Source organism: Streptomyces zaomyceticus, assembly GCF_014656215.1.
GTDB lineage: Bacteria > Actinomycetota > Actinomycetes > Streptomycetales > Streptomycetaceae > Streptomyces > Streptomyces zaomyceticus.
In genome coordinates this window covers 17,381-43,418 of record NZ_BNBZ01000026.1, presented here as the reverse complement: position 1 = coordinate 43,418, position 26,038 = coordinate 17,381, and the positions used below count along the sequence as shown (strand labels likewise).

22 protein-coding genes and 1 pseudogene are annotated in these 26,038 nt (G+C 72.7%); 8 read left to right on the top strand and 15 right to left on the bottom strand.

The window, feature by feature from the left end; translation table 11 throughout:
• The 9 genes from cysD to IE311_RS27635 form a co-directional block, all read right to left on the bottom strand.
• Entirely contained in the window at positions 1–936 is a 936-nt protein-coding gene (gene cysD, locus IE311_RS27670; protein ID WP_189834553.1) for a sulfate adenylyltransferase subunit CysD, read from the bottom strand.
• Positions 933–1,499 carry an adenylyl-sulfate kinase gene (gene cysC, locus IE311_RS27665; protein ID WP_189834552.1) on the bottom strand — a complete coding sequence of 189 codons (567 nt, stop codon included), beginning with the start codon at positions 1,497–1,499 and terminating at the stop codon, positions 933–935. The genes cysD and cysC overlap by 4 nt, the downstream gene beginning before the upstream one ends.
• Positions 1,496–2,203, bottom strand: a complete 708-nt coding sequence (locus IE311_RS27660; RefSeq protein ID WP_189834551.1) for a phosphoadenylyl-sulfate reductase — start codon at positions 2,201–2,203, stop codon at positions 1,496–1,498. Before IE311_RS27660 ends, cysC begins: the two co-directional genes overlap by 4 nt.
• Entirely contained in the window at positions 2,200–2,379 is a 180-nt protein-coding gene (locus IE311_RS27655; RefSeq protein WP_189834550.1) for a hypothetical protein, read from the bottom strand. The genes IE311_RS27660 and IE311_RS27655 overlap by 4 nt, the downstream gene beginning before the upstream one ends.
• Positions 2,376–4,073 carry a nitrite/sulfite reductase gene (locus IE311_RS27650; protein ID WP_189834549.1) on the bottom strand — a complete coding sequence of 566 codons (1,698 nt, stop codon included), beginning with the start codon at positions 4,071–4,073 and terminating at the stop codon, positions 2,376–2,378. The genes IE311_RS27655 and IE311_RS27650 overlap by 4 nt, the downstream gene beginning before the upstream one ends.
• Before the next feature lie 137 nt (positions 4,074–4,210).
• Positions 4,211–4,294, bottom strand: coding sequence for a putative leader peptide (locus IE311_RS37380; protein ID WP_310591794.1), 84 nt, complete (start codon positions 4,292–4,294; stop codon positions 4,211–4,213).
• Positions 4,295–4,502: 208 nt separating this feature from the next.
• Positions 4,503–5,072: a GNAT family N-acetyltransferase gene (locus tag IE311_RS27645; protein ID WP_189834548.1), complete on the bottom strand. Its 570-nt coding sequence runs from the start codon at positions 5,070–5,072 to the stop codon at positions 4,503–4,505.
• Positions 5,073–5,203: 131 nt separating this feature from the next.
• Positions 5,204–6,496 carry a GAF domain-containing protein gene (locus IE311_RS27640; RefSeq protein ID WP_189834547.1) on the bottom strand — a complete coding sequence of 431 codons (1,293 nt, stop codon included), beginning with the start codon at positions 6,494–6,496 and terminating at the stop codon, positions 5,204–5,206.
• 410 nt (positions 6,497–6,906) lie between these two features.
• Positions 6,907–8,562 carry an acyl-CoA dehydrogenase family protein gene (locus IE311_RS27635; RefSeq protein ID WP_189834546.1) on the bottom strand — a complete coding sequence of 552 codons (1,656 nt, stop codon included), beginning with the start codon at positions 8,560–8,562 and terminating at the stop codon, positions 6,907–6,909.
• Positions 8,563–8,579: 17 nt separating this feature from the next.
• Between IE311_RS27635 and IE311_RS27630 the strand changes: the two genes are divergently transcribed.
• Both IE311_RS27630 and IE311_RS36875 read left to right on the top strand, forming a co-directional pair.
• Complete coding sequence (locus IE311_RS27630; RefSeq protein ID WP_189834545.1) at positions 8,580–9,704, top strand: YihY/virulence factor BrkB family protein; 1,125 nt, start codon at positions 8,580–8,582, stop codon at positions 9,702–9,704.
• Between the two features lie 27 nt (positions 9,705–9,731).
• Positions 9,732–10,349 (top strand): annotated as a pseudogene (locus IE311_RS36875) (DUF6597 domain-containing transcriptional factor); the annotation flags it as partial.
• Between the two features lie 56 nt (positions 10,350–10,405).
• Here IE311_RS36875 and IE311_RS27620 read toward each other — a convergent pair.
• Positions 10,406–10,843 carry a VOC family protein gene (locus IE311_RS27620; protein ID WP_373313994.1) on the bottom strand — a complete coding sequence of 146 codons (438 nt, stop codon included), beginning with the start codon at positions 10,841–10,843 and terminating at the stop codon, positions 10,406–10,408.
• 432 nt (positions 10,844–11,275) lie between these two features.
• On the opposite strand from IE311_RS27620, the gene rsgA reads away from it, so the two are divergent.
• Positions 11,276–12,391, top strand: coding sequence for a ribosome small subunit-dependent GTPase A (gene rsgA, locus IE311_RS27615; RefSeq protein ID WP_189834543.1), 1,116 nt, complete (start codon positions 11,276–11,278; stop codon positions 12,389–12,391).
• Positions 12,392–12,536: 145 nt separating this feature from the next.
• Positions 12,537–13,895, top strand: coding sequence for a DNA-3-methyladenine glycosylase 2 family protein (locus IE311_RS27610; RefSeq protein WP_373313992.1), 1,359 nt, complete (start codon positions 12,537–12,539; stop codon positions 13,893–13,895).
• Here the strand turns inward: IE311_RS27610 and IE311_RS27605 are convergent.
• The 3 genes from IE311_RS27605 to IE311_RS27595 form a co-directional block, all read right to left on the bottom strand.
• A complete protein-coding gene (locus tag IE311_RS27605; RefSeq protein ID WP_189834542.1) occupies positions 13,859–14,278 on the bottom strand; it encodes a PPOX class F420-dependent oxidoreductase in 420 nt (139 codons plus the stop codon). The genes IE311_RS27610 and IE311_RS27605 overlap by 37 nt on opposite strands.
• Before the next feature lie 13 nt (positions 14,279–14,291).
• Entirely contained in the window at positions 14,292–14,774 is a 483-nt protein-coding gene (locus tag IE311_RS27600) for a DUF456 domain-containing protein (RefSeq protein WP_189834541.1), read from the bottom strand.
• Between the two features lie 184 nt (positions 14,775–14,958).
• Entirely contained in the window at positions 14,959–15,942 is a 984-nt protein-coding gene (locus IE311_RS27595; protein WP_189834540.1) for a helix-turn-helix transcriptional regulator, read from the bottom strand.
• A 232-nt stretch (positions 15,943–16,174) separates the two neighbouring features.
• Here IE311_RS27595 and IE311_RS27590 point away from each other — a divergent pair, with 232 nt between their 5' ends.
• The 4 genes from IE311_RS27590 to IE311_RS27575 all read left to right on the top strand — a co-directional run bounded on the left by IE311_RS27590 (position 16,175) and on the right by IE311_RS27575 (position 23,720).
• A complete protein-coding gene (locus IE311_RS27590) occupies positions 16,175–19,936 on the top strand; it encodes a S8 family peptidase (protein ID WP_189834539.1) in 3,762 nt (1,253 codons plus the stop codon).
• A gap of 123 nt (positions 19,937–20,059) precedes the next feature.
• Positions 20,060–21,475, top strand: a complete 1,416-nt coding sequence (locus IE311_RS27585; protein WP_229902201.1) for a protein phosphatase 2C domain-containing protein — start codon at positions 20,060–20,062, stop codon at positions 21,473–21,475.
• Positions 21,476–21,502: 27 nt separating this feature from the next.
• A complete protein-coding gene (locus tag IE311_RS27580) occupies positions 21,503–23,245 on the top strand; it encodes a pyruvate dehydrogenase (protein WP_189834537.1) in 1,743 nt (580 codons plus the stop codon).
• 25 nt (positions 23,246–23,270) lie between these two features.
• Complete coding sequence (locus tag IE311_RS27575; RefSeq protein ID WP_373313991.1) at positions 23,271–23,720, top strand: ATP-binding protein; 450 nt, start codon at positions 23,271–23,273, stop codon at positions 23,718–23,720.
• Between the two features lie 38 nt (positions 23,721–23,758).
• On the opposite strand, the gene IE311_RS27570 is transcribed toward IE311_RS27575, so the two are convergent.
• Both IE311_RS27570 and IE311_RS27565 read right to left on the bottom strand, forming a co-directional pair.
• Entirely contained in the window at positions 23,759–24,883 is a 1,125-nt protein-coding gene (locus tag IE311_RS27570; protein ID WP_189834535.1) for a DUF2637 domain-containing protein, read from the bottom strand.
• A gap of 204 nt (positions 24,884–25,087) precedes the next feature.
• Positions 25,088–25,954: a (2Fe-2S)-binding protein gene (locus IE311_RS27565; RefSeq protein ID WP_189834534.1), complete on the bottom strand. Its 867-nt coding sequence runs from the start codon at positions 25,952–25,954 to the stop codon at positions 25,088–25,090.
• Between the last annotated feature and the right edge of the window lie 84 nt (positions 25,955–26,038).

Genomic DNA, 26,038 nt, shown 5'->3' with positions numbered 1-26,038 from the left:
CTAGAAGTACCCTTCGCGCTTGCGGTCTTCCATCGCGGCCTCGGACATCTTGTCGTCGGCGCGGGTCGCGCCCCGCTCGGTGAGCCGGGAGGCGGCGATCTCGGCGATGACGGCGTCCAGCGTGGTGGCGTCGGAGTCGACGGCACCGGTGCAGGACATGTCACCGACGGTGCGGTAGCGGATCAGCCGCGTCTCGGTCGTCTCCGACTCCTTGGGGCCGCCCCAGTCGCCGGCGGTCAGCCACATGCCGCTGCGGGCGAAGACCTCGCGCTCATGGGCGAAGTAGATGCCCGGGAGCTCGATCTTCTCGCGCTGGATGTACTGCCACACGTCGAGCTCGGTCCAGTTGGACAGCGGGAAGACGCGGACGTGCTCGCCGGGCGCGTGGCGGCCGTTGTAGAGCTGCCACAGCTCGGGGCGCTGGCGGCGCGGGTCCCACTGCGAGAACTCGTCGCGCAGCGAGAACACCCGCTCCTTGGCGCGGGCCTTCTCCTCGTCGCGGCGGCCGCCGCCGAAGACGGCGTCGAAGCGGTGCTGCTGGATCGCCTCGGTGAGCGGGACGGTCTGCAGCGGGTTGCGGGTGCCGTCGGGGCGCTCGCGCAGCTTGCCGGCGTCGATGTACTCCTGCACGGAGGCGACGTGCAGCCGCAGTCCGTGCTGGGCGACGACACGGTCGCGGTACTCGAGGACCTCGGGGAAGTTGTGCCCGGTGTCGACGTGCAGCAGCGTGAAGGGGATCGCCGCGGGGGCGAAGGCCTTCAGCGCCAGGTGCAGCATGACGATGGAGTCCTTGCCGCCGGAGAAGAGGATCACCGGCCGCTCGAACTCGCCCGCCACCTCGCGGAAGATGTGGACGCCCTCGGACTCCAGGGAGTCGAGGTGCGACAGCGCGAACGGGCTGTCCGTGCTGTCGTGAACATGAGCGACGGTCGTCATGCGAGACCCCTCTCGGTGAGCAGCGCGTGGAGCGTCGCTGCCGACTCCTGCACGGTCTGGGTGTGGGACTCGATCCGAAGATCGGGGTTGCGCGGCTCGTCGTACGGGTCGTCGACGCCGGTCAGCCCGCTGATCTCGCCGGCGGCCTGCTTGGCGTAAAGCCCCTTCACATCGCGTACGGAGCACACGTCCACCGGAGTGGCGACGTGCACCTCGACGTACGGGGTGCCTTCGGAGGCGTGGCGCTTGCGGACCGCCTCGCGGCTGTCCTCGTACGGGGCGATGACGGGGACGAGGACCTTCACGCCGTTGGAGGCGAGCAGCTCCGCGACGAAGCCGATCCGCTGCACGTTGGTGTGCCGGTCCTCGCGGGTGAAGCCGAGGCCCGCGGAGAGGAACTCGCGGATCTCGTCGCCGTCGAGCACCTCGACCCGGTGGCCCTCCTCGCGCAGCCGGCCGGCCAGCTCGTACGCGATGGTCGTCTTTCCGGCGCTCGGCAGGCCGGTGAGCCAGATGGTGGCACCCGTCACGTGCTTCTCCTGAATGTTCTGAGTGTCCGTCATCCGTGCAGCCCGCATTCGGTCTTGGCGCGGCCCGCCCAGCGTCCCGCGCGGGCGTCCTCGCCCTCCAGGACCCGGCGGGTGCAGGGGGCGCAGCCGACGGAGGCGTATCCGTCCATGAGGAGCGGGTTGGTGAGGACTCCGTGCTCCATGACGTAGGCGTCGACGTCGTCCTGCGTCCAGCGGGCGATGGGGGAGACCTTGACCTTCCGCCGCTTCTCGTCCCAGCCGACGACCGGGGTGTTCGCCCGGGTCGGGGACTCGTCGCGGCGCAGGCCGGTCGCCCAGGCGCCGTACCGGGTCAGGCCCTCTTCGAGCGGCTTGACCTTGCGGAGCGCGCAGCACAGGTCGGGGTTCCGGTCGTGCAGCTTCGGGCCGTGCTCGGCGTCCTGCTCGGCCACCGTCCGGCGCGGGGTCAGGGTGATGACGTTGACGTCCATGACGGCGTCCACGGCGTCACGGGTGCCGATGGTCTCCTCGAAGTGGTAGCCGGTGTCGAGGAAGACGACGTCCACGCCGGGCCGGACGCGCGAGGCGAGATGCGCGACGACCGCGTCCTCCATGGAGGAGGTGACGCAGAAGCCCTCGCCGAAGGTGTCCACGGCCCACCGGATGATGTCCAGCGCGGAGGCGTCCTCCAGATCACGGCCGGCCTGCTCGGCGAGTGCCTTGAGGTCGGCCGTGGTGGCTTCCTGGGTGACCGTCATATCTCTTTCCCTCCAGGGGTGTTGCTCGAAGTCGCCGGGGCGAGCAGCCCCAGGAACTTCAGCTGGAAGGCTCGACTGCACGCGGCGCATTCCCAGGCGCCGTGACCCAGCTCGTTGGGACGCAGGTCCTCGTCGCCGCAGTAGGGGCAGTGGAACGGTGCGGCACGCTCGCTCATGACAGGGCCTCTTCCGAAGCGCGGGCCGCCCAGGTCGCGAAGCGCTCGCCGGTCTCGCGCTCCGACTGGAAGCGCTTGAGGACCCGCTCCACGTAGTCGGGGAGCTCGGCCGCGGTGACCTTGAGGCCGCGCACCTTGCGGCCGAAGCCGGCCTCCAGGCCGAGGGCGCCGCCCAGGTGCACCTGGTAGCCCTCGACGCGGTTGCCCTCGTCGTCCAGGACCAGCTGGCCCTTGAGACCGATGTCCGCGACCTGGATACGGGCGCAGGCGTTGGGGCAGCCGTTGATGTTGATGGTCAGCGGCTCGTCGAACTCCGGGATGCGGCGCTCCAGCTCGTCGATGAGCGAGGCCCCGCGGGCCTTGGTCTCGACGATCGCGAGCTTGCAGAACTCGATGCCGGTGCAGGCCATCGTGCCGCGCCGGAACGGGGTCGGGTTCACCCGGAGGTCGAGGGCCTCGAGGGCGGCGACCGCCGATTCGAGCCGGTCCTCCTCGACGTCGAGGAGGATCATCTTCTGGTCCGCGGTGGTGCGCAGCCGACCGGAGCCGTGCTGCTCGGCCAGGCCGGCGATCTTGGTGAGGGTGGCGCCGTCGACCCGGCCCACGCGCGGGGCGAAGCCGATGTAGAACCGGCCGTCGTTCTGCCGGTGCACACCCATGTGGTCGCGCCACTGGCCCGCGGGCTGGTCGGGAGCGGGGCCGTCGGTCAGCTTGCGCCGGAGGTACTCGTCCTCCAGGACCTGGCGGAACTTCTCCGGGCCCCAGTCGGCGACGAGGAACTTCAGACGGGCGCGGTTGCGCAGCCGGCGGTAGCCGTAGTCGCGGAAGATCGAGATGACGCCCTCGTAGACGTCCGGGACCTCGTCGAGGGAGACCCAGGTGCCGAGGCGGACGCCCAGCTTGGGGTTGGTGGAGAGACCGCCGCCGACCCAGACGTCGAAGCCGGGGCCGTGCTCCGGGTGGTTCACGCCGACGAAGGCGATGTCGTTGATCTCGTGCGCCACGTCGAGCTGGGGCGAGCCGGAGACTGCGGACTTGAACTTGCGGGGCAGGTTGGAGAAGTCCTTGTTGCCGACGATCCGACGGTAGATCTCGTCGATCGCGGGCGTGCCGTCGATGATCTCGTCGGCCGCGATGCCGGCCACCGGGGAGCCGAGGATGACACGCGGGGTGTCGCCGCAGGCCTCGGTGGTGGACAGGCCGACCGCCTCCAGGCGGTTCCAGATCTCGGGGACGTCCTCGATGCGGATCCAGTGGTACTGGACGTTCTGCCGGTCCGTGATGTCGGCGGTGCCGCGGGCGAACTCCTCGGAGATCTCGCCGATGACCCGGAGCTGCTCGGTGGTCAGCCGGCCGCCGTCGATGCGGACGCGGAGCATGAAGTACTCGTCGTCCAGCTCCTCCGGCTCCAGGACACCCGTCTTGGTGCCGTCCAGACCCTGCTTGCGCTGGGTGTAGAGGCCCCACCAGCGCATGCGTCCGCGCAGGTCGTTGGGGTCGATGGAGTCGAATCCGCGCTTCGAGTAGACCGTCTCAATACGTGTCCGTACGTTGAGACCGTCGTCGTCCTTCTTGAACTGCTCATTGCCGTTCAGGGGGGTGAAGTGCCCCACGGCCCACTGACCCTCGCCACGGTGGCGCCCGGTCTTGCGGCGTGCGGCGGCGGGAGTGGGGTTTTCCGGGGTGGCGGCCATGGCGATGTGTCCTTCGGGACTGCGAGAGGGCGGCTCTGACCTGCACACTGGCGCTCAGGTCAGAGGGTGGCGCGTCAGTGCGCAGCAGGGGTCGGGCAGAGTCGTGCTGAAAAGTGATCGCGGCGGTGCTGGTTCTCTCAGCGCGCCGGACAGATGGCGCTGGACATGCGGCCTAGGTCGACGTGCCGCCGACTCACCAAGGCAATTCCAGTTCCAGACATGACGGAAGCGTGTCACGGGACTTTGGACCCAGTCCAGCATCGTCCAGGATGCGGACGTACATGTCTCGCTTGTTGAGATGGTGTGGCGCGGGTCACGCGAAAGGGGCCCTGATCAGGGCCCCTTCACGGGTCTCCGGCGGGGTGCGTGGGAGGCCCCCACGCGTGCGGCGGTACCGAACGGTCCCGTATGAGGGCTCGGCCGGGGCGCTCAGGCCTGGGCGCCGGGCCAGGGGCCGGGGGTCTCGGTCTCCTCCGTCTCCTCGACCTTGGTGTCGAAGAGACGGAAGCCGCGGCGCTCGTAGTTGGCCATCGCGTGCGGGCCGTCGAGCGAGCAGGTGTGCAGCCAGACGCGCTTCGTCGCCTCCCGCTCCGGCCAGCGCGCGGCCAGGTCCCAGGCCCGCGCCACCCCGACCGACAGCAGATGACCGCCGATCCGGCGCCCCCGGAAGGCCGGGACCAGGCCGAAGTAGACGATCTCCACCACTCCGTCGTCCTGCGGGTCGAGCTCCACATACCCGGCCGGCGTGCCCCTGTCGTACGCCACCCAGATCTCGGCGCCCGGCTTCTCCACGATCTCCTGCCACTGCTTGTACGTCAGCGACAGCCGGTCGGCCCAGCGGATGTCGCCGCCGACCGCGGTGTAGAGGAAGCGGCTGAACTCCGCCGACGGCACCTCGGCGCGCCGGATCGTGATGTCGTCGCCCTCCGGCGGGGTGGCGGGACGCAGGTCGGACGGGGAGGTCTGTTCGAGGGACCAGGTGGTGAGAGTGATGCTCATGAGGTCATCGCATCATGCGGAGCGGCGAATTCCCAGGCCGGCCGGGTGTGGGGACGGGCACCCGGGACGCCGCCGGCGCACACCCGTCCGCCATGTGGACAGCCGCGGACCGGCCCGCGCCGGTGTGCTGCCTACGGCGCGGTCTCCGCCCGGATCGCCGGCGCCAGCGAGTGGGGCAGCAGGTCCGCCGGGAGCTCCGGGCGCAGGACCTCCACCGCGACCTCCTCGCGGAAGCGGTACGGCCGGTGCGCGAGGACCCCGGCCAGGTTCCGCCGTACCCGGGACATCTCCGCCCGCACGGTCACCGTCCGCGTACGGTCCCCGAACACGTCGTCCGCCAGCTCCGCGGCCGTCCGCCCGTCCCGGTGCATCGCCAGGACACAGAGGAGCTCCGCGTGCCGGGGACTCAGCTCCTGCTGCCAGCTGCCGGCCGCCCCCGAGACGGACACCGTCCAGCGGCGCGGCCGGCTCAGGTCGAGGACCACCCGGCTGGCCGCCTCCGTGCCCGGCTCCTCGCCCGGGGTCTCCTCCTCCACGCGCAGCAGCCAGCCGCCCGGGAGCGGCTCCACCGCGCACACGCCGAGCGAGGGCAGCCACAGCCGGCCGGACCGGAAGGACTTCGGCAGCGGGACGCGGTCCACCGGGGCGAGACCGGTCACCGCCGCCGTCCAGCCGTGGGTGTCCACCGCGATCGCCCGGCCGCCCACCCGGCACAGGATCGGCGCGGCCACCGCCCGCAGCCGCTCCACCGATCCGCGGTGCCGCTCCCGCATCTCGGCCTCGGCGAGCTGGGCCACCGAGCCGACCAGGGCGAGCATCGCCGGATGGAAGGTGGACGCCGGACCGCTCACGTCCAGGATGCCGAGCAGCCGCCGGTCGCGCGGATCGTGGACGGGGGCGGCGGCGCAGGTCCAGTTGTGCAGCGCCTGGACGTAGTGCTCGGCGGAGTGCACCTGCACCGCCCGGCCCATGGCGAGGGCCGTGCCGACCGCGTTGGTGCCGGTCGTGTGCTCGGTCCAGGCCGCGCCCTCCTCCAGACAGATGCCGTTCGCCTGTCGCATGACCGCCGGGTTTCCCTGCCGCCACAGCACCCGGCCGTGCTCGTCGGTGACCACCATGATCTGGAGCGAGGTGTCGGCGATGCCCGCGAGTCCGCCGCTCAGCGTCTGCATGACCTCGGAGAGGAGCGTGGTCCTGCGCCGCTGCTCCAGCTCGTCGCGCTGGAGCAGCACGCTGTCCGTCCCCCGGTCGGGGTCGAGCCCGAGCCGGGCCATCCGCTGCCAGGACGCGTCGATCACGGCGCGGGGCGCGATCGGGGGCGTACGGCCCGCCAGGGTCTCCTCGCGGACCCGGTGCAGCAGCCGGGTGGCCTGGGCCGCGTCCATGGCGGCGAGGCGCTTCATGTCGAGCTGAGTGTTATTCATCGGTCTCTCCCAGCCACCCGGGGTGCTGTATCGGTTCTGCACAGGGCAGATGTCCGGAGTGTCGGTGCCCATCGTGCCGTTCGGAACCGTCCCGCGAGGCCCGGTTCGGGTAATCCTGCAACCCTTTGCAACTCTGGTCGACGACGGGCTTCCTGAGTGAAGGTGATGTGAGCGGCGGGTGGTGCCGTGTCGGCGCAGCACCACCCCCGCTTTTCCGCGCGTACCGACCCTTCGCGGTCCACCCCTGGTGCGCGCGGCTCAGCCGCCCCCGCCGCACGGACGTACGGCCCCCGAGGCCTCCCGCCGGCCCCAGGAGCCGCCCGGTCCGTCCGGGCCGCCCGGCCCCAGTGCCCCCGCAGGCCCCGAAGCGCCGCCTTCCGGCCCCGAGCGCGCCCTGCCGGACCCAGGCCTCAGACCTCCACCCGCGCCCGCTCCACCAGCGCCCTCAGATCCAGGGTGTGCGGCAGCGTCCCGAAGGCCGCGCCCCCGTCGCCGCCCAGCCGCGAGGCGCAGAACGCGTCCGCGACCTCCGGCGGCGCCCACCGCACCAGCAGCGACCCCTGAAGGACCAGCGCGAGCCGCTCCGCGAGCCGCCGTGCCCGTGCCTCGATCCCCTCCAGGTCCGCCAGTTCGACCAGCAGGCCCCGGATCGCCCGGTCCAGCCGGTGGTCCGCGCCCCGCGCCGCCCCGACCTCGCGCAGCAGCGCGTCGAGGGCGGCGGGCTCGGTCCGCAGCGCCCGGACCACGTCGAGCGCCTGGATGTTCCCCGAGCCCTCCCAGACCGAGTCGAGCGGTGACTCCCGCAGCAGCCGGGGCATCCCCGACTCCTCCACGTACCCGTTGCCGCCCAGGCACTCCAGGGCCTCCGCCACCAGGGGCGTACACCGCTTCGTCACCCAGTACTTCGCCGCGGGAACGGCGATGCGCAGCAGGGCGCGCTCCCGTTCCGCGTCGCCGCCCCCGGCGTCGACGGCGTCGTAGGCCGCCGCCAGACGCAGGCCGAGCACCGTCGCCGCCTCCGACTCCAGGGCCAGATCGGCGAGGACGTTCCGCATCAGCGGCTTCTCGATCAGCGGCCCGCCGAAGGCCTCGCGGTACGCGCAGTGGTGCACCGCCTGCGCCACCGCCTGCCGCATCAGCGCCGCCGACCCGAGCACACAGTCGAGCCGGGTCGCCGCGACCATGCCCATGATCGTGCGCAGCCCGTGCCCCTCCTCGCCGACCCGGCGCGCCCAGGTCGTCCCGTCGAACTCCACCTCGGCCGAGGCGTTCGAACGGTTGCCCAGCTTGTCCTTCAGCCGCTGGAGCGCGAAGGCGTTGCGCGAGCCGTCCGCGAGCACCCGGGGCACCAGGAAGCAGGTGAGCCCCGCCGGGGCCTGCGCCAGGACCAGGAAGGCGTCCGACATCGGCGCCGAACAGAACCACTTGTGCCCGGTCAGCGTGTACTCCCCGGCCGCCGCCAGTGGACGCGCCCGCGTCGTGTTCGCCTTGACGTCGCTGCCGCCCTGCTTCTCCGTCATGGCCATCCCGAGCAGGGCACCCGGCTTCTCCGCGACCGGACGGAGCTCCCGCTCGTACACATGGGAGGTGGCCGCCGGCTCCCAGACCTCCGCGACCTCCGGCTCGGCGCGCAGCGCGGGCACTGCGGCGTGCGTCATCGACAGCGGGCAGCCGTGCCCCGCCTCCGCCTGCGACACCACCAGGAATCCGGCGGCCCGCCGCACATGGCCACCCGGACGGCCCCACGCGTCGGTGAGACCGGCCCCCACCGACTTCCCGAGGAGCCGGTGCCAGGCCGGGTCGAACTCGACCTCGTCGATCCGGTGGCCGAACCGGTCATGGGTCCGCAGCCGGGGCGGACGGGTGTTCGCCCGCTCACCCCACTCCTGGACCTGCGCGGAACCGTTCGCCCTGCCGAGGGCGACCAGGTCCTCCCGGGCCTCCGCGAGGAGCTCCGGCGCGAGATGCCGTTCGACCGCCTCGGTCAGCGCCCGATCGCTCGTGAAGAGGTCATGTCCCACCAGGGGCGGAGGCTGGTTGGTCACGGTGTGGGTGGTCGCTGCCATGCCGATACGGTAAGCAGGTGCAGGCAGCAAGCGAAACACCCGAACGGCCCGAGCGGCGGCCCTGGAGCAGGCTCCACCGCGCGCGCGTCCTCTACCGCAACGTCTCGAAGCGGAAGATGGTCTGGCTGCTCCTCAAGGACACCGTCAACTCGTGCATCGAGTACCGGATCCTCGGGCTCGCGGCCGAGGCCGCGTTCTTCACCCTGCTGTCCCTGCCACCGCTGCTCCTCGGTCTGATCGCCCTGCTCGGCTACGCCGACGACTGGACGAACACGGACACCGTGGCGAGCATCCAGGAGAACATCCTGCGGGCCGCCGGAACGGTTCTCTCCGACCGGGGCGTCGACGACATCGCCAAACCGATCCTGGACGACGTCACCCAGGGCAAACGGCCCGAACTGATCTCCCTCGGCTTCGCCATCGCCCTCTGGTCCGGCTCCCGCGCGGTGAACGTCTTCATCGACACCATCACCGTCATGTACGGGCTCGACGGCCACCGCGGGATCGTGAAGACCCGGCTCCTCGCCTTCCTGCTCTACCTCGTGGCCCTCGTCATCGGCGCCGTCGTGCTGCCCCTGGCGGTCGTCGGCCCCGACCGGGTCGTCGAACTCGTCCCCTGGGGCACGGAAGTCGTCTCGGTCTTCTACTGGCCGGCCGTCATCCTGCTCTCCATCGCCTTCCTCACCACCCTCTACCACGTCTCCGTCCCCGTCAGATCGCCCTGGATCGAGGACATCCCCGGCGCGCTCGTCGCGCTCGGCATGTGGGTGCTGGGCAGCTTCCTGCTGCGGATCTACCTCACCAGCCAGGTCGAGGGGCCGACGATCTACGGCTCCCTCGCCGCCCCCATCGCCGTCCTCCTCTGGATCGGCATCTCGGCCTTCGCCGTCCTCGTCGGCGCCGCCGTGAACGCCGCCATCGACCGCGTCTGGCCCTCCGTCGCCACGGCCGCCGCCCGCGAGGCCAACGAGCGGGCCCGCGCCGTCCAGGCCGCGGAGCTCGTCGCCCGCGTCCGGGCCGAGGCGGAGGACGTCGACGAGGACGACCCGGACATGCCCTCCGAGTTCCCCGAGCGCTGGTCGAGGTTCCTGCCCCCCGACGACGTCAAGGCCCGCCTCCACTCCGGCTGGGAGAAGGACTGACCGTCCGGCGGGGGCTAGCTTTGACGTGTGTACGAGGAACGCCCCGCCCTGCTCGACGGAGCCGTCCTGTGGACCCGGACCGCCGGCTCCGCCGCGGAAACGTCCCGGCCGGTCCTGCCCGACGGCTGCATGGACCTGATCTGGGCCGACGGACACCTCCTCGTCGCGGGCCCCGACACGCGCGCGTACGTCCCCGAGGAGACCGCCGACCGGTACGCGGGCATCCGCTTCGCCCCCGGGGACGCGCCCGGCTTCCTCGGCGTCCCGGCCCGTGAACTGCGCGACCGGCGGGTCCCCCTCGGCGCGCTGTGGGGCGAGGCCGAGGCACGGCGGCTCGGCGAACGGATCACCGCCGCCCCCGACCCGGCCACGGCCCTGGACGAGCTCGTACGGCTCCGGGCGGCCGCGGCACCCTCGCCCGACCCGCTGCTCCGGGCCGTCGTGGCCCGCCTCGCGGCGGGCCGTGCGGTCGCCGAGACGGCCGACGCCGTCGGCCTCGGCGCCCGGCAGCTGCACCGGCGCTCCCTGGACGCCTTCGGCTACGGCCCCAAGACCCTCGCCCGCGTCCTGCGGCTCCAGCGCGCCCTCGCCCTGGTCCTGGCCGGGGTGCCGTACGCGGAGGCCGCGCTCCGCGCGGGCTGCGCCGACCAGGCCCATCTCGCACGTGAGACGAGGGCGCTGGCCGGCACGACCCTCGGCGGCTACGTGGCGTCGGTGACGGGGACCGTGGCCCCGGAGTCCGCGGCGCTTCCCGCCTCGGTGTCACCCCCGGCACCGGGACCGGCCTCGACGGCGGCGTCGGCGAAGAGCGAGACCCCGCTGCCGTCCGGGTCCAGGACCACGGCGTAGCGCTGGCCCCAGAAGGCGTCCCAGGGCTTCAGATGCCCCCGGTACCCGGCGGCGACCAGCTCCTCGTACACCGCGTCCACCGCATCCGGACCGCCGCACCGGAACGCGAGCTCGATCCGGTTCCCGCCCTCGGGCCGCTTCCGGTCGGGATCGAAGGAACGGACGACGTCCTCCGTGTCCCACGCGAGCCGCAGTCCGCCGGGCAGCGTGACCTCCACGTGCGGGGCGGAGTCGGCCCCGTCCGGGATCTCCAGGCCGAGGCGGCGGTAGAAGGCGAGCGAGGCGGCCATGTCCGAGACGACGAGGCCGACGAGGTCGAAGCGGATGTCCGTGACGAGACGGCGTTCTGTGTCCATGCCCCGCACGTTAGGCGCCGCCTTCCGGGACCGTCTTGAACGAATCGGACGCGCGCCGGGCAGGGACGCCCGCACCCCGCTCACGGGGGCGCCGCCGACCCCGCTCGGAGCCCGCCGGACGAGCCCGGCGAATAAATCCGTGGCGCGCACCGGGACGGTCCGGCTACCGTGTTTCCCGTACAAGATCGCGAGGAGTTCCTCGCGACGCGTTCCCAGCGAAAAGACACACAGGAGGTGTGACCGATGGCTGTCGTCACGACGGGCCTTGCCCTCACGCAGAAGTTCATCCACACCACCTCCGTGGCCACCGGCTGATCTCACCGTTCCCATACGCAGCGCCGGGGCCACCCCTGTGAAGGGTCCCCCTTGTCTTTCCCGCTTTCCCCCATCACCTCTTCCTCCTCCTCGACGCTCGACGCCCACGGCTGGGATTCCGGCTGGGCAGCCGCGTTCGCCCCGTACGCCGCCCAGGGACTCGTCCCCGGCCGGGTGATCCGGGTCGACCGCGGTCAGTGCGACGTGGCCACCGACGACGGGGTCGTGCGCGCCGACACGGCGTTCGTGACCCCGCACGACCCGCTCCGGGTCATCTGCACCGGCGACTGGGCCGCCGTCGACCCCGAAGGCGCCGGCGACCCCCGGTACGTGCGGGCGTGCCTGCCGCGCCGTACGGCCTTCGCCCGCTCCACCTCCTCCAAGCGGTCCGAGGGACAGATCCTCGCCGCCAACGTCGACCACGCCGTCATCACCGTGTCGCTCGCCGTCGAGCTCGACCTCGGCCGGATCGAGCGCTTCCTCGCCCTGGCCTGGGAGTCCGGCGCCCAGCCGACCGTCGTCCTCAGCAAGGCGGACCTCGTGCCCGACCCCGTCGGGCTCTCCTACCTCGTCGAGGACGTGGAGACGGTCGCCCCCGGAGTCCAGGTGGTGCCCCTCAGCTCCGCCACCGGGGAGGGACTCGACGTGCTCTCCGCCGTCGTCGCGGGCGGCACGACCGTGCTGCTCGGTGTCTCCGGCGCCGGGAAGTCGACCCTCGCCAACGCCCTCGTCGGCGAGGACGTCATGGACGTCCGGGCCGCCCGTGACATCGACGGCAAGGGCCGCCACACCACCACCACCCGCAACCTCTTCGTCCTGCCGGGCGGCGGAGTCCTCATCGACACCCCCGGGCTGCGCGGTGTCGGGCTCTGGGACGCCGAGACGGGCGTCGGCCAGGTCTTCTCGGAGATCGAGGAGCTGTCCGGGAACTGCCGCTTCCACGACTGCGCCCACGAGGCGGAGCCGGGCTGCGCGGTGACCGCGGCGGTCGAGGACGGCTCGCTGCCGGTGCGCCGGCTGGAGAGCTACCGCAAGCTGCTCCGTGAGAACCAGCGGATCGTGGCCAAGACCGACGCCCGGGTGCGCAACGAGATCCTCAAGGACTGGAAGCGCAAGGGCGCCGAGGGCCGCCGGGCCATGGAGCTGAAGCGCGGCCACGTCCGGTAGCGGACGGCGGGCCCGGCAGCGGGTTCCGGGGGAGGGGTGGCCCTCCCCCGGAACCCGCCGAGCCCCCGGAGCCCGTGACGTCGCCCGTAACGTCGTGTCCGAAAACCGCGAGCCGAGGGGTGCCCGGGGTCGCACACTGGGATACGTGAAGGACGACGACACCCGCTACGAGGCGGTCAGCAGCAGGGACGCGCGGTTCGACGGAGAGTTCTTCTTCGCCGTCCGCACCACCGGGATCTACTGCCGGCCCAGCTGCCCCGCCGTCACCCCCAAACGGCAGAACGTCGCGTTCTTCCCGACGGCCGCCGCCGCCCAGGGCCACGGCTTCCGGGCCTGCCGCCGCTGCCGCCCGGACGCCGTGCCCGGCTCCGCCGCGTGGGACGTACGGGCCGATGTCGTGGGACGCGCCATGCGGATGATCGGCGACGGCGTCGTCGACCGCGAGGGCGTGCCCGGCCTCGCCGGACGCCTCGGCTACAGCACCCGGCAGGTACAGCGTCAGCTCACCGCCGAACTCGGCGCCGGACCCGTCGCGCTCGCCCGCGCCCAGCGGGCGCACACCGCGCGGCTGCTGCTCCAGACCACCGGACTGTCGGTGACCGAGATCGCCTTCGCGGCGGGCTTCGCCAGCGTCCGCCAGTTCAACGAGACGATCCGCGCCGTCTACGCCCGTACCCCCACCGCCCTGCGCGCCGAGGCCGGCAGCGGTGCGGGAGCCCGAACCGCGCTCGCCGCGGGCGTCCCGCTGCGGCTCGCCCACCGGGGGCCGTACGCGGCCGGCGAGGTCTTCGACCTCCTCGCCGCCGAGACCGTGCCCCGGGTGGAGGAGGTCGTCGGAACCCCCGGCGCGCGCACCTACCGGCGTACGCTCCGGCTCCCGTACGGCACCGGCGTCGTCTCCGTCGACGAGCGGTCCGCCGGGCGCTGGCTGGACGCCCGGATCCACCTCACCGAGCTCCGCGACCTGACCACCGCCGTGCACCGGCTGCGTCGCCTCTTCGACCTCGACGCCGACCCGTACGCGGTCGCCGAACGTCTCGGGGCCGCCCCTGGGCTCGCCGCCGAGGTGGCCGCCCGGCCCGGCGTACGGTCGCCGGGGACGGCCGACCCCGAGGAGTTCGCGCTGCGGACGCTCCTCGGCGCGCGGGAGGCCGCCCGAGTCGTCGAAAGGCACGGCACCCCGCTGGCCACCGCCTGCGGCAGCCTCACCCATGTCTTCCCGGAGGCCCGGGCCCTGACCGGTCACCCCGTGGTGGGCCCGCTCGCCCGCGCGCTCGCCGACGGCGCGGTCCGGCTCGACCCGGGCGCCGACCGCGACGAGGCCGAGCGGGCACTGCTCGCCGTCCCCGGCGTGGGCGCCGGGGACGCGGCCCTGATCCGGATGAGGGCCCTCGGAGACCCGGACGTGCCCCCGGTGGGCGGGCCGGACGCGGAGGAGTGGCGCCCCTGGCGCTCGTACGCCGCGCGCTACCTGGAGCCGGCCCCGCTCGTCCCGGTCGCCTGAGAGGCGTCCTCGAGACCCCAGCTGTGGATCCGTCGCGGATGGATCCGGATGACCTCCTCGCTGAAGTGCGCGCCCAGGGTGTGCGGACCGACGAGCAGCTCCGCCTCGCCGCGGATCTCGACGCCCCGCACCCGCCAGGGGCGCACGCTCGCGAGATCGTCGACGACCAGCGCCACCTTGGGGTTCGTCCGCAGGTTGCGCCACTTCTTCGTACGGCCCATGGCCAGACCCCCCACCAGGACGGTGCCGTCCTCCTGCGGGAAGAAGCCCACCGGATTGGCCTGCGGCTGACCGGACGGGTCGACCGTGGCCATCCGGGCCAGCCGCGGGCCGTCCGTGAGATAGGCGCGTTCCGCCTCGCTGAAACCCTCGAAATCCCTCATGGATCCAGCATCGTCAACCCCAGAGCACCGCGCCCGCCCACGCCCCCACGATCAGCAGGCAGGAGAAGAGCTCGACGAGCACGCTGGTGCCGGCCGCCCGCATCACCGAGCGGGTCGCGGCCCTCGCCTGGCCGTGGCCGCCGAGCCGGAGCCGCTCCGAGAGGTAGATCCCGCCGACGAAGCCGGGGATCGCGCCCAGCACCGGGATGAGGACGAAGCCCAGGACCGCGCCCACACCGGCGTACGCCACCATCCGGCGGGTGATGCCCACGCCCCGGAAGCGGCGGGGCGGGAGCTGCCAGACGATCACCTGGGTGAGCAGCAGCAGTCCGGTGGAGGAGGCCAGCAGGAGCCAGGCGAGGTCGGTCCGCTCGTGCAGGGACCACCAGAGCATCGCGGCCCACACCAGCCACGTCCCCGGCACGCCGGGGGTCAGCACCCCGAACAGGCCGAGCAGCATCACCGTCGCGACCATCAGGAGCTGCCACACACCCACGTTGCCCAGCGTCCCCCACAAACGGAGTCCGCGCAGGTCGCGCGGTGCATACGGGGGTGGGCGGCGGCAGCGAGCGGGTCGACGGCGGGCGGGGCGACAGTGGGCGGGGCGGGCGGCGGGGGGACGGCCGCGGTGAAGTGCCGCGCGCTCGGCCGCGTGCCCCGCCCCCTTCGCGGTGCGCGGCTCAGCCCCGCGCCACCCAGCCCTTCTCGTACGCGTGCCAGCCCAGCTGCAGCCGGGTCGTCACCCCGGTCAGCTCCATCAGGCCCTTCACCCGGCGCTGCACCGTCCGCAGTCCCAGGTCCAGCTGCTTGGCCACGCTCGCGTCCGTCATCCCCGCCAGCAGCAGCGACAGGATCTCCAGGTCCATGACGTCGGGACCGGGAGCCTCGTCCTCGGTGATCTGCGCGCCCGCCCCGAGTCTCAGCGGCAGCGCCTCCCGCCACACCGACTCGAAGAGGCCCATCAGTGACTCGAGGAGCCCGCTCGCGTGCACCACGATCGCCGCGGGCTCCACCCCCCGCCCGGTCAGCGGCACCATCGCCAGATTGCCGTCGGCGACCACCAGCTTCGTCGGGACCCGGTCCGCGACCCGGATGCGCTCCTCGCGGCCGAGTGCCGCCGAGAGCTCCAGCAGCCCGGACGGCAGGGTCAGCACCTCGCGCTCGATCACCACCCGGTAGCGCACACCCCGCCCGGCGGCCTGCTCCTCCGCGTCGTTCTCCATGCCCGACACCGCGATCGGCTTTCCCGTCACCAGGGCGCAGACCTCCTCCTGCGCGCCCAGCTGGAGCTGGAGGAACCGGTGGGTGACGGCGCTCGCGCCGGTCACCACCTCCACCAGGTCGTGCACGGCGGCCTCCGCCGCCTCCGCCCGGTACTCCTCGGCGAGCAGCGCGGCCGCCAGCTCCGCCTGCTCCAGCTCGTGGCGCTGCTGGGTCAGCAGCGCGCCCAGGGCCACCCCGGGCGGCGCCGCCACCCAGCGGCCGGTCCTGGCGGAGGACTGCGCGGCGAGCCCCTGCGACTCGAGGCGGCGCAGCGCCCGCTCGGTGTCCCGCTCGGGCAGCGCCAGCCGGTGCGCGAGGTCGGTCACCTCGGCCGCGCCCAGCGCGACGAGCGCGCGGTACGCGGACTCCTGGCGCTCGTCGAGTCCTATCGCTCCCAGCATGGATGCCCCACCCCTCGCCCTACCTGCGGCGGGCGCCCCGGAGCTTCCCAGGACGTTCACCGGAGGCATTCGTTCCGTTGGTGACCTGGCGGGAAACGGCCACGGCGTATTCCCGCCTTGCCCATCATCCCTGTACCGCCCTCACCTCTGCCAATGTGGCGCCACCGCAGCACCAACAGCCTCCGGAGAAGGGTGTCTTATGCCTTTTTTCCGGAATCAGATGGGGAGAGCGATGCGCCCGATTTCGCGTACGGCCCTGGGGGCGGCGACCGCCGTCGTCCTGGCCGTCACCGCGGTCGCGCCGTCCATGGCGAATGAGCCGCAGGACGGTACGGCCGGCAAGCGACCGCCGGTAGGCAGCGAGACCTCCGCCCGCGCCGGCGAGCGCCCGGTCACGGTGACCCTGGTCACCGGCGACCGCGTCGTGGTCACCCGCGACGCCGACGGCGGCCCGGCCGCCACGGCCCTGCCGCGCGAGGACGGGACCGTCCCCCTGGTCCAGACCCGCCGCTCCGGCCAGGACCTCTACGTCTACCCCGAGGACGCCGCCGCCGCGCTCGCCGCCGGCCGGGTCGACGAGGAGCTCTTCAACGTCACCGGGCTCGTCCGCCAGGGCTACGACGACACCGCCACCACCACGCTGCCCCTCATCGCGGTCTACGGCTCCGACCTCGCCCGCTCCGTCCCCGCCGCCCCGCGCGGCGCCAAGCGCGGCCAGGTCCTGAAGGCCGTCGACGGCGTCGCGCTCACGACGGAGAAGAAGCAGGCCGCCACGTTCTGGGCCGAACTGAACGCCCCCGCCGCCCGCTCCGCCTCCGGGATCAAGAAGCTCTGGCTCGACCGCAAGGTCCAGGCCACCCTGGAGCGTTCGACGAAGCAGGTCCACGCCCCCGAGGCCTGGGCCGCCGGCTACGACGGCACCGGCACCAAGGTCGCCGTCCTCGACACCGGCGCCGACGTCGAGCACCCCGACCTCAAGGGCCGGGTCGCCGCTTCGGAGAACTTCACCGACTCCGACAGCACCGACGACCGCCAGGGCCACGGCACCCACACCCTCTCCACCGTCGGCGGCTCCGGCGCCGCGAGCGACGGCAGGAAGAAGGGCGTCGCGCCCGGCGCGTCCCTCCTCAACGGCAAGGTCCTCAACGACTCCGGATCCGGCGCCGCCTCCTGGATCATCGCGGGGATGGAGTGGGCCGTCGCGCAGGGCGCCGACGTCGTCTCGATGAGCCTCGGCAGCCCCGTCCCCACCGACTGCACCGACCCCATGAGCGTCGCGGCCGAGGAACTCGCCCGGAACGAGGGCACGCTCTTCGTCATCGCCGCCGGAAACTCCGGCCCGACCCTCAACACGGTCTCCTCGCCCGGCTGCGCGCCCGGCGTGCTCACCGTCGGCGCCACCGACCGCGACGACTCCACCGCGTACTTCTCCAGCCGCGGCCCGACGATCGTCAACCACACCCTGAAGCCCGAGATAGCCGCGCCCGGCGTCGGCATCTCCGCCGCCGCCGCCGGCGGCCGGGGCGTGTACGCGTACCGGTCCATGTCCGGTACGTCGATGGCCACCCCGCACGTCGCGGGCGCCGCCGCCATCGTGAAGCAGCGCCACCCCGACTGGACCGCCCAGCAGGTCAAGGCCGCGCTGGTCGCCTCCGCCGAGAGCTCCGTCCCCGGCGACGTCCGCGAGGTCGGCGGCGGCCGGCTCGACGTCAAGGCCGCGATCGACCAGACGGTCCTCGGCTCGCCCGCCGTCCAGGGCGGCACCTACAACTGGCCGCAGGACGGCTCCGACCGCACCACGGTCTCCGTCCCGTACACCAACACCTCCGGCGCCCCGGTCACCCTGGACCTGGCCGTCGAGAAGGTCACCGGCAACGACGGTTCCCGTGTGCGCAGTTCGGTCGCCCGCCTCGGGAAGCGCTCCGTCACCGTCCCCGCGGGCGCCACCGTCCGGGTCCCGCTCGAGCTCGACCCCACGGCCCGCCTGGAACGCGCCCAGTACGGCGACGTCACCGGCCGGGTGATCGCCACCGGCAAGGGCGGCGTCCACGTCTCCACCCCGTTCTCCCTCTACGTCGAGCCCGAGACCGTCACCCTGCGGGTCAAGCTGATCGACCGTCAGGGCGACCCGGCCTCCGGCGCCAGCTCCCTCGACGTCATCGGCACCGACGACGCCAGTGGGGAGCGCCGCTTCAATGACGGCGCCGCCGACCAGGTCTACCGTCTGCGCCCCGGCAGCTACTTCCTCTCCTCCTTCGTCGCCACTCCCGATGCGGGCGAGAGCGCCCGGCTGAACGACTCGCTCAGCTACCTCGGCCGCCCGCAGCTGGAGCTGAAGAAGGACACCACGGTCGTCCTCGACGCCCGCAAGGCCCACAAGCTGTCGGTCAGGACCGACAAGGCCTCCGAACTCCGGGGAGCCACCCTCGCGTTCGCCCGCTCCTGGGACGACGCCTGGATGCACGCCGGCACCGCCGCCGGACCGCGCACCATCCGTCACTACTACGCCTCGGTCGAAGGCGCCGCGGACGAGGGCGACTTCGAGTTCGGCAGCTACTGGCGCACCGCGGCCCCGCAGATCACCTCGCTGCGCACCACGGACGGCCTGACCCTGCACCCACTCACCGCCTCCACCGGCTCCGACAACCTCGACGGCACCGGCTCCGCCCGGCTCGTCGACGCCGGGACCGGCACCCCGCAGGAGCTGAAGGCCGCCGGAGTCCAGGGCCGTGTCGCCCTCGTCCGGCTGCCCGACGACTCCACCGGTGCGGGCGCCCTCGCCCGGGACGCCAAGGCCGCCGGCGCCGTCGCCGTGATCGTCCACCACACGACCCCCGAACGCTGGTACCCCGGCGGCTCGTTCACCGGCCTCGGTCTGCCCGTCCTCTCCGTCCCGTCCGGCGAGGCGACGGCCCTGCGCGCCAGGCTGGCCGCCGGTGAGGTCACGCTCGACTGGAAGGCCACCGCGAAGAGCCCGTACTCGTACAGCCTGGCCTTCCCCGAGTCCGGCCCCGTCCGCGACGAGAAGACCTACCGCGTCCGGGACGACCGGCTCGGCCGCAAGGACGCCCGCTTCGGCTCGGCCGGCATCGCCACCGACTTCCTGTACTTCGCGGACGCCCACCGGCCCAACGGCACCCGCGTCGCCTTCGGCTCCCTGGAGACCGTCCCGGCACCGGGCAGCCGTACCGAGTACTACACGACCGGCGACACCGCCTGGGCCGAGTCGGTCGGCAGCAGCTTCCCCTTCGGCGAGCTGATGATCGGTACCGCGCACACGTACAAGCCCGGCGAGAAGCGCACCGAGGCCTGGTACGACGGCGTCATCGCCCCCACCGCCCCGCGCGACGCCGAGGGGAGGCCGGTCCTCGTCTCCGAGCGCCAGGGCAACCTGATCGGCTTCGCCGACGCCATGTGGGGCGACGGCACCCACCACGCCGAGCCCGGCTCCTTCGGCGACATAGGCAGCCTGAGCCTGAGCCGCGACGGGGAGCTCCTGGGGCGGACCGGCTGGCCGTTCGGAGTCTTCGAGGTACCGGCCGAAGCCGGGACGTACACCCTCGAACAGAACACCATGAAGATCGGCAGCAAGGTGTGGGCGCGCTCCACTTCCGTCAACTCGGTGTGGAAATTCACCTCCAAGCTTGACGAGAGCGTCTATTCTCAGGGCATCCCGATTCTCTTCCCCCGGTACGACCTTCCGGAGGACGGTCTCAAGACCCTCGCCGCGACCGACGGCCAGCACATCGGCCTCACCGCGACGGGTCACGCGGGCTACACCCCCGCAGCGCTCACCTCGGCCAAGCTCTCGTACTCCTACGACGGGGGTACGACCTGGACCGAAGCGCGGGTCTCTCAGCAGGGCGGCGACTGGACCGCGACCGTGAACCACGCGGGCGCGACCGGAAAGCCCGTCACCCTGAAGACCGAACTGACGGACGCCAACGGCAACTCCGTCACCCAGACCGTGGTCCGCGCCTACGACGTGCGCTGATCACGCCGGTCCGCCGGGCGTCCTTCCCGTGGGGGGTGGGGCCGCCCGGCGGACCACCCATTTGCAGCAGCGGTTTTCCTGATGTCCCGTTTTCGGGCGCCCTGCGCGGTGGACAATAAGGGCATGACTCAGCAGGGGGACGACAACTGGTGGGACAAGCTCTACGACGACTCGGCGCCGGACACGGCCCCGGCGGAGTCGGGTGACACCCTCGACGACCACTTCACGACGGCGGCACGGGCCACGACGGGCCCACCGGCACGGGACCCGGCACCCCCGCCGCCTCCGCCTCCGGCGAGCCCGCCCGGTGTCCCCGGCCCCGGCACGGCCCCCTGGGAGACGCCCCCGGAGGGGCCTCGGACCTTCTCCGTCCCACCCCCGCCCCCGCCTCCGCCGGTCGCACCGCCCGTCGAGGCGCCCACCGTCCAGGTGACGGTGCCCCCGGAGCGGGACCCCGGGGAGCCGGAGCCCCGGCTCGCCGACGAGGCGGAGCCCGAGACCGGCCCCGGGCCCGACCTCACCGTCGAGGTGTCCGTGCCCCGGCCCAGGACCGGCTACGTCGGGAGCCGGCCGCCCACCTACGAGGCGGAGCCGACCGCGCTCCCCGTCGCCCGCCCCGGAGAGCTCGGCGAACTCGTCTCCGACACCGTGCTCGACGGGGCCCGCTACGGCACCTGCACCCTGCGGGCCGCCTCCGTCCGCGGGGACTCCGCCCGCTACCGGGGCGAGCCCCGGCGCGACGCCCTGCTGACCGCCCGCTTCGGCCACGACGAGACCGCGCTCGTCCTCGTCGCCGTCGCCGCCGGGTCCCGCGCCGCCGAGGACGCCCATCTCGCCGCCTCCGACGCCTGCCAGTGGATCGCCGAGGCCGTCTGCCGCAGTCACGCCCGGCTCTCCGAGGACATCAGGTCCGGCCGCCGCGGCGACCTCAAGTCGGGACTCCACCGGCTCACCGACCGCACCTACGGCAAGCTCAGGGCCCGCGCGGCGGAACGGGGCCTCGCCTCCGACGAGTACACCGCGACCCTCCGCTGCCTGCTCGTCCCCGCCGACCCCGAGTGCCGCACCCGGGTCTTCTTCGGCATCGGCGCCGGCGGCCTGTTCCGGCTCCGTGACGGCTCCTGGCAGGACATCGAACCGCTTCTGCCGGAACAGGCAGCCGTCACCGGCGCCCCCGTACTCGGCTTCGGCTCCCCGCCGCCCCCCGGGGCGGCCGCCGCCGAGACCGAGGAGGGCGACCGGCTCACCATGGACCTCGGCATCACGACCGCTCCCGGGCCGCTGGTCGAGGAGCCCGTGCCGCCGCCCGCCGAGCCGTTCCGCTTCCGTGCCTCCGTCGCCCGACCCGGCGACACCCTGCTCCTCGCCTCGCCCGGTCTCGCCGAGCCGATGCGCGGCGAACCCGCCCTCGCCCGCGAGCTCGCCGCCCGCTGGGCCGACGCCGAGGCGCCCGGTCTGGCCGCGTTCCTCGCCGACACCCAGCTGAGGGTGACCGGTTACGCCGACGACCGTACGGGGGTGGGCGTCTGGGAGGCGTAACCCGGCGGGTCATGTGTTGATGGAGCCATGGCCAAACAGAACGTGGCGGAACAGTTCGTCGACATCCTCGTCCGCGCGGGGGTCCGGCGCCTGTACGGCGTCGTCGGTGACAGCCTCAACCCGGTCGTCGACGCGATCCGCCGTACCCGCGCGATCGACTGGATCCAGGTGCGGCACGAGGAGACCGCGGCCTTCGCCGCCGGCGCCGAGGCCCAGATCACCGGCGGGCTCGCCGCCTGCGCGGGCTCCTGCGGACCGGGCAACCTCCACCTGATCAACGGCCTGTACGACGCCCACCGTTCGATGGCCCCGGTCCTGGCCCTCGCCTCGCACATCCCGTCGAGCGAGATCGGCCTCGGCTACTTCCAGGAGACCCACCCCGACCAGTTGTTCCGCGAGTGCAGCCACTACAGCGAGCTCATCTCCAACCCCCGGCAGATGCCCCGGCTGCTCCACACCGCGATCCAGCACGCCGTCGGCCGCCGCGGCGTCAGTGTGGTCTCGCTGCCCGGCGACATCGCCTCCCAGCCGGCCCCGGAGAAGGCGGTGGAGACCGCGCTGGTCACCTCGCGGCCGACCGTCCGCCCGGGGGACGCCGAGATCGACGCGCTGGTCGGGATGATCGACGCGGCCGACCGGGTGACGCTCTTCTGCGGCAGCGGCACGGCCGGCGCGCACGCCGAGGTGATGCAGTTCGCCGAGCGGATCAAGGCACCGGTCGGCCACGCCCTGCGCGGCAAGGAGTGGATCCAGTACGACAACCCGTACGACGTCGGCATGAGCGGGCTGCTCGGGTACGGCGCCGCCTACGAGGCCACCCACGAGTGCGATCTGCTGATCCTGCTCGGCACCGACTTCCCGTACAACGCCTTCCTTCCGGACGACGTCAAGATCGTGCAGGTGGACGTACGGCCCGAGCACCTCGGCCGCCGTTCCCGGCTCGATCTCGCCGTCTGGGGCGACGTCCGGGAGACCCTGCGCTGTGTCGTCCCCCGGGTGCGCGCCAAGAACGACCGCCGCTTCCTCGACAAGATGCTGAAGAAGCACGCCGACGCGCTCGAAGGTGTCGTCAAGGCGTACACCCGCAAGGTCGAGAAGCACGTCCCCATCCATCCCGAGTACGTCGCCTCCGTGATCGACGAGCTGGCCGACGACGACGCCGTGTTCACCGTGGACACCGGGATGTGCAATGTGTGGGCGGCCCGCTACCTCACCCCCAACGGGCGGCGCAGGATCATCGGTTCGTTCAGCCACGGTTCGATGGCGAACGCGCTGCCGCAGGCCATCGGAGCGCAGTTCACCGACCGGAACCGGCAGGTGGTCTCGCTCTCCGGCGACGGCGGATTCTCCATGCTGATGGGCGACTTCCTCACCCTCGTGCAGTACGACCTGCCGGTGAAGGTGATCGTCTTCGACAACTCCTCGCTCGGCATGGTCGAGCTGGAGATGCTGGTGTCCGGAATTCCCTCGTACGGAACGACGAACAGGAACCCGGACTTCGCGGCCGTCGCCCGTGCCGCCGGGGCCCACGGCATCCGGGTGGAGAAGCCCAAGCAGCTCACCGGCGCGCTCAAGGAGGCCTTCAAGCACAAGGGTCCGGTCCTGGTGGACGTCGTCACCGACCCGAACGCGCTGTCCATCCCGCCGAGGATCAGCGCCGACATGGTGACCGGCTTCGCCCTCTCCGCCAGCAAGATCGTCCTGGACGGGGGAGTGGGCCGGATGGTGCAGATGGCCCGTTCCAATCTGCGCAACGTGCCCCGACTCTGAGGGAATGCGGACGTTTTGGCGGGGCATGCATCCCCGTGAGCCTGTTCGACGCGATCTGTGGGTGGGGGATATGGCCGGGGAGGCAGGACAGCCGACTCAACTGCTCAGAAAGGTGGGAGGCGCGGATCTCACCGCGGTGCCGGAGGTGCGGCACGCCTTGCGTGACCTGCTGCGGAAGTGGGGCGGGCCGGGCGCCTCCGACGTGGCGGAGCTGCTCACCAGCGAGCTGGTGACCAACGCCCTCGTCCACACCGGGCACGGGGCCGTCGTCACCGCGACGGTCGTGCCCGAGCAGCTGAGAGTCGAGGTCCGCGACTTCGTCCCCGGCCTCGCGCCGCCGCACGTACCGCCCGCCGACGACGGTACGCACGGCAGGGGGCTGATCCTCGTCGAGGCCCTGGCCGACTCCTGGGGGGTCGAGGACCTCGGGGTGGGCAAGGTGGTGTGGTTCGAACTGAACGGCGGGGCCGCCTGAGAGGCGGCCCCGCCGGTGTGGGGTGGACGGAGACGTGCTCAGCCGAACTGCTGCTCCAGATCCTTGAGCTTGCGCTCCAGGGAGTCGAGACGGGGCAGCGTCTGGGTGTCGTCCTCCGCGGTGAGGTCCACCGTCCGGGAGTCGCCCGTGTGGCTGTCACGACCCCTTACGGCTTGGAGGGAGGGCCGGGGTCGAAGCGGCAGTTGTCCCGGGTCCGCTATGGCGGGTTCCGCGACGGCGGCCTGCACGGACGCCGTGGCGGAACCCGAACCCGCTCCGGTGCCGGACCCCGAACCCGGGCCCGGACCGGAACCCGCCGTGGCGTTGAGCGCGGCCATCTCGACCTGACGCCCGCCGCCCCTGCCGAGCCCGAAGGCCCGGTGCTGGCGGTTGATCGCCTTGAGCCGCGCCCGGTCGAGCTTGACCTGGTCGCGCCGCCGGATGCGGTTCTGCTCCTTCTCCCGCCGGTCCTCGCGCACCTCGTCGACGGCCTCGTCCAGGGTCCGTACGCCCTCCAGGAGCATCAGCGACCAGGCAGCGAAGGTCTCCCGGGGCGCCCGCATCCACCGGACGATCCGGATCTGCGGCAGCGGGCGGGGCACCAGGCCCTGCTCGCGCAGCGCGGCCCTGCGGGTCTGCTTGAGCGCCCGGTCGAAGAGGACCGCGGCCGAGAGGGACATGCCCGCGAAGAACTGCGGGGCGCCGTCGTGGCCGAGCCCGCGCGGTGCGTGCACCCAGTTGAACCAGGCCGCCGCGCCCGCGAACAGCCAGACGAGCAGCCGCGAGCCGAGGGCCGCGTCTCCGTGGCTGGCCTCGCGGACCGCGAGCACCGAGCAGAACATGGCGGCGCCGTCGAGGCCGAAGGGGACGAGGTACTCCCAGCCCCCGGTGAGGTTGAGGTTCTGCCGGCCGAAGCCGACGAGGCCGTGGAAGGAGAGCGCCGCGGCGACCGCGGCACAGCAGAAGAGGAGGACGTAGGAAGCGGTGCCGTAGACGGCTTCCTTCCGTCTGCGGCGCTCCTCGCTGCGTTCCCAGGAGTCCTCGGCCGCGGCCTGGTCACCGGCGCGCTTCCCGCGCGCGAGCACCGCCACCGCCGTCAGGACTCCGGCCACCATCACGCCGCCCGGAAGCAGCCAGTCCAGCGATATGTCGGTCAGTCTCATGCGGTGTCCCTTGCATCGCAGTAGGGCGTTTGGCGGCCCATACTGGCCGACCCCGTGGGGCGCTCAAGGGGTTTCCGGGCAAGAGCACGCCATCGGGTCGCCACGACATACGAATAGGTGCGATCTGGTCGAACACCCTTGCAGGGAAAGGGAATCGAGTTCGATTTACGCCACCCGTCCGGGTGGCGTAATCACTCGGGAGCCTCAGGCGGCCGTGGCCAGCCGGCGGACCCGCTCGGCATCGCAGGTGCGCGGACACGTGATGCAGGTGTCCTCGGGGCGCAGCGTGTAGAAGAAGCAGCAGGTCGCCCGGTCGCGCGTGGCACGCGGAGCCCCGTCCGGCCCCTCGGCGCCGGGCAGTTCGCGGAAGCCCGCCGCGCCCGCGTACGGCTTGTACGGCTTCGCGGTGCCCGGCATGAGGAGATCGAGCTCGTCCATCGCCCGGCGCTCCTCGCCGAGCAGGGCGCCGATGTACCAGAGGCCCTCGACGATCTCGTCCGTGGCCATCCCCCACAGGGCGCGGCGGCCGCGCCTCATCCGGGAGCCGAAACCGTCGAGGATCGCCTCGAAGTGCTCGGCGAGCGAGGCGCGCACCTCGGCCCGCAGGGCCTCCTCGTCGGCGACGACCCGGGCGCCGGGCAGCGCGGCGGCGGGGTCGCCCGGCAGGCAGGCGAACTCCTCCACCCGGACGGCCATCCGTCCGAGGGCGCGCTGGAAGGACACGTTCCCCGCGGGCAGCCGGGGCACCCTGCGGTCGAGGAACCAGGGGACGGTGACGAGGAGGCAGGCGGGCCAGGCGTAGCGGTGGAGTCCGAAGCTGGCGACGACGTCGGGGCGGGCCTGGGCGCCGTAGTCGCGCAGCACCTGTGCGTTGTCCCAGGCGAGGAAGGCGTCGAGGTCGGGGCCGCCGGCCGCGAGTTCGTCCGCGCCGACCCAGCCCGCGCCGCGCGGCAGCCGCTCGTCCCGGACGTGTTCCTCTATCCGCAGATGGGGGAAGACCTCGGCGAGCCGGGCGTAGGAGGCCGCGACGGGCGAGGTCGGGAGGGCGGGCAACAGGGCGGGGACGGTCATGCGGACCACCGAATCGCGATCGTTGGCAGGTTAGCCTTACCTTACCCGATTCGGGGTCGCCTCTCACCACCGGGCCGACGGCCG

Excerpts from the sequence above, each read along its gene's own strand:
- cysD (WP_189834553.1), bottom strand. The coding sequence starts at position 936 with ATGACGACCGTCGCTCATGTTCACGACAGCACGGACAGCCCGTTCGCG.
- cysC (WP_189834552.1), bottom strand. The coding sequence starts at position 1,499 with ATGACGGACACTCAGAACATTCAGGAGAAGCACGTGACGGGTGCCACC.
- IE311_RS27660 (WP_189834551.1), bottom strand. The coding sequence starts at position 2,203 with ATGACGGTCACCCAGGAAGCCACCACGGCCGACCTCAAGGCACTCGCC.
- IE311_RS27655 (WP_189834550.1), bottom strand. The coding sequence starts at position 2,379 with ATGAGCGAGCGTGCCGCACCGTTCCACTGCCCCTACTGCGGCGACGAG.
- IE311_RS27650 (WP_189834549.1), bottom strand. The coding sequence starts at position 4,073 with ATGGCCGCCACCCCGGAAAACCCCACTCCCGCCGCCGCACGCCGCAAG.
- IE311_RS37380 (WP_310591794.1), bottom strand. The coding sequence starts at position 4,294 with ATGTCTGGAACTGGAATTGCCTTGGTGAGTCGGCGGCACGTCGACCTA.
- IE311_RS27645 (WP_189834548.1), bottom strand. The coding sequence starts at position 5,072 with ATGAGCATCACTCTCACCACCTGGTCCCTCGAACAGACCTCCCCGTCC.
- IE311_RS27640 (WP_189834547.1), bottom strand. The coding sequence starts at position 6,496 with ATGAATAACACTCAGCTCGACATGAAGCGCCTCGCCGCCATGGACGCG.
- IE311_RS27635 (WP_189834546.1), bottom strand. The coding sequence starts at position 8,562 with ATGGCAGCGACCACCCACACCGTGACCAACCAGCCTCCGCCCCTGGTG.
- IE311_RS27620 (WP_373313994.1), bottom strand. The coding sequence starts at position 10,843 with ATGGCCGCCTCGCTCGCCTTCTACCGCCGCCTCGGCCTGGAGATCCCG.
- IE311_RS27605 (WP_189834542.1), bottom strand. The coding sequence starts at position 14,278 with ATGAGGGATTTCGAGGGTTTCAGCGAGGCGGAACGCGCCTATCTCACG.
- IE311_RS27595 (WP_189834540.1), bottom strand. The coding sequence starts at position 15,942 with ATGCTGGGAGCGATAGGACTCGACGAGCGCCAGGAGTCCGCGTACCGC.
- IE311_RS27590 (WP_189834539.1), top strand. The coding sequence starts at position 16,175 with ATGCGCCCGATTTCGCGTACGGCCCTGGGGGCGGCGACCGCCGTCGTC.
- IE311_RS27585 (WP_229902201.1), top strand. The coding sequence starts at position 20,060 with ATGACTCAGCAGGGGGACGACAACTGGTGGGACAAGCTCTACGACGAC.
- IE311_RS27580 (WP_189834537.1), top strand. The coding sequence starts at position 21,503 with ATGGCCAAACAGAACGTGGCGGAACAGTTCGTCGACATCCTCGTCCGC.
- IE311_RS27575 (WP_373313991.1), top strand. The coding sequence starts at position 23,271 with ATGCATCCCCGTGAGCCTGTTCGACGCGATCTGTGGGTGGGGGATATG.
- IE311_RS27570 (WP_189834535.1), bottom strand. The coding sequence starts at position 24,883 with ATGAGACTGACCGACATATCGCTGGACTGGCTGCTTCCGGGCGGCGTG.
- IE311_RS27565 (WP_189834534.1), bottom strand. The coding sequence starts at position 25,954 with ATGACCGTCCCCGCCCTGTTGCCCGCCCTCCCGACCTCGCCCGTCGCG.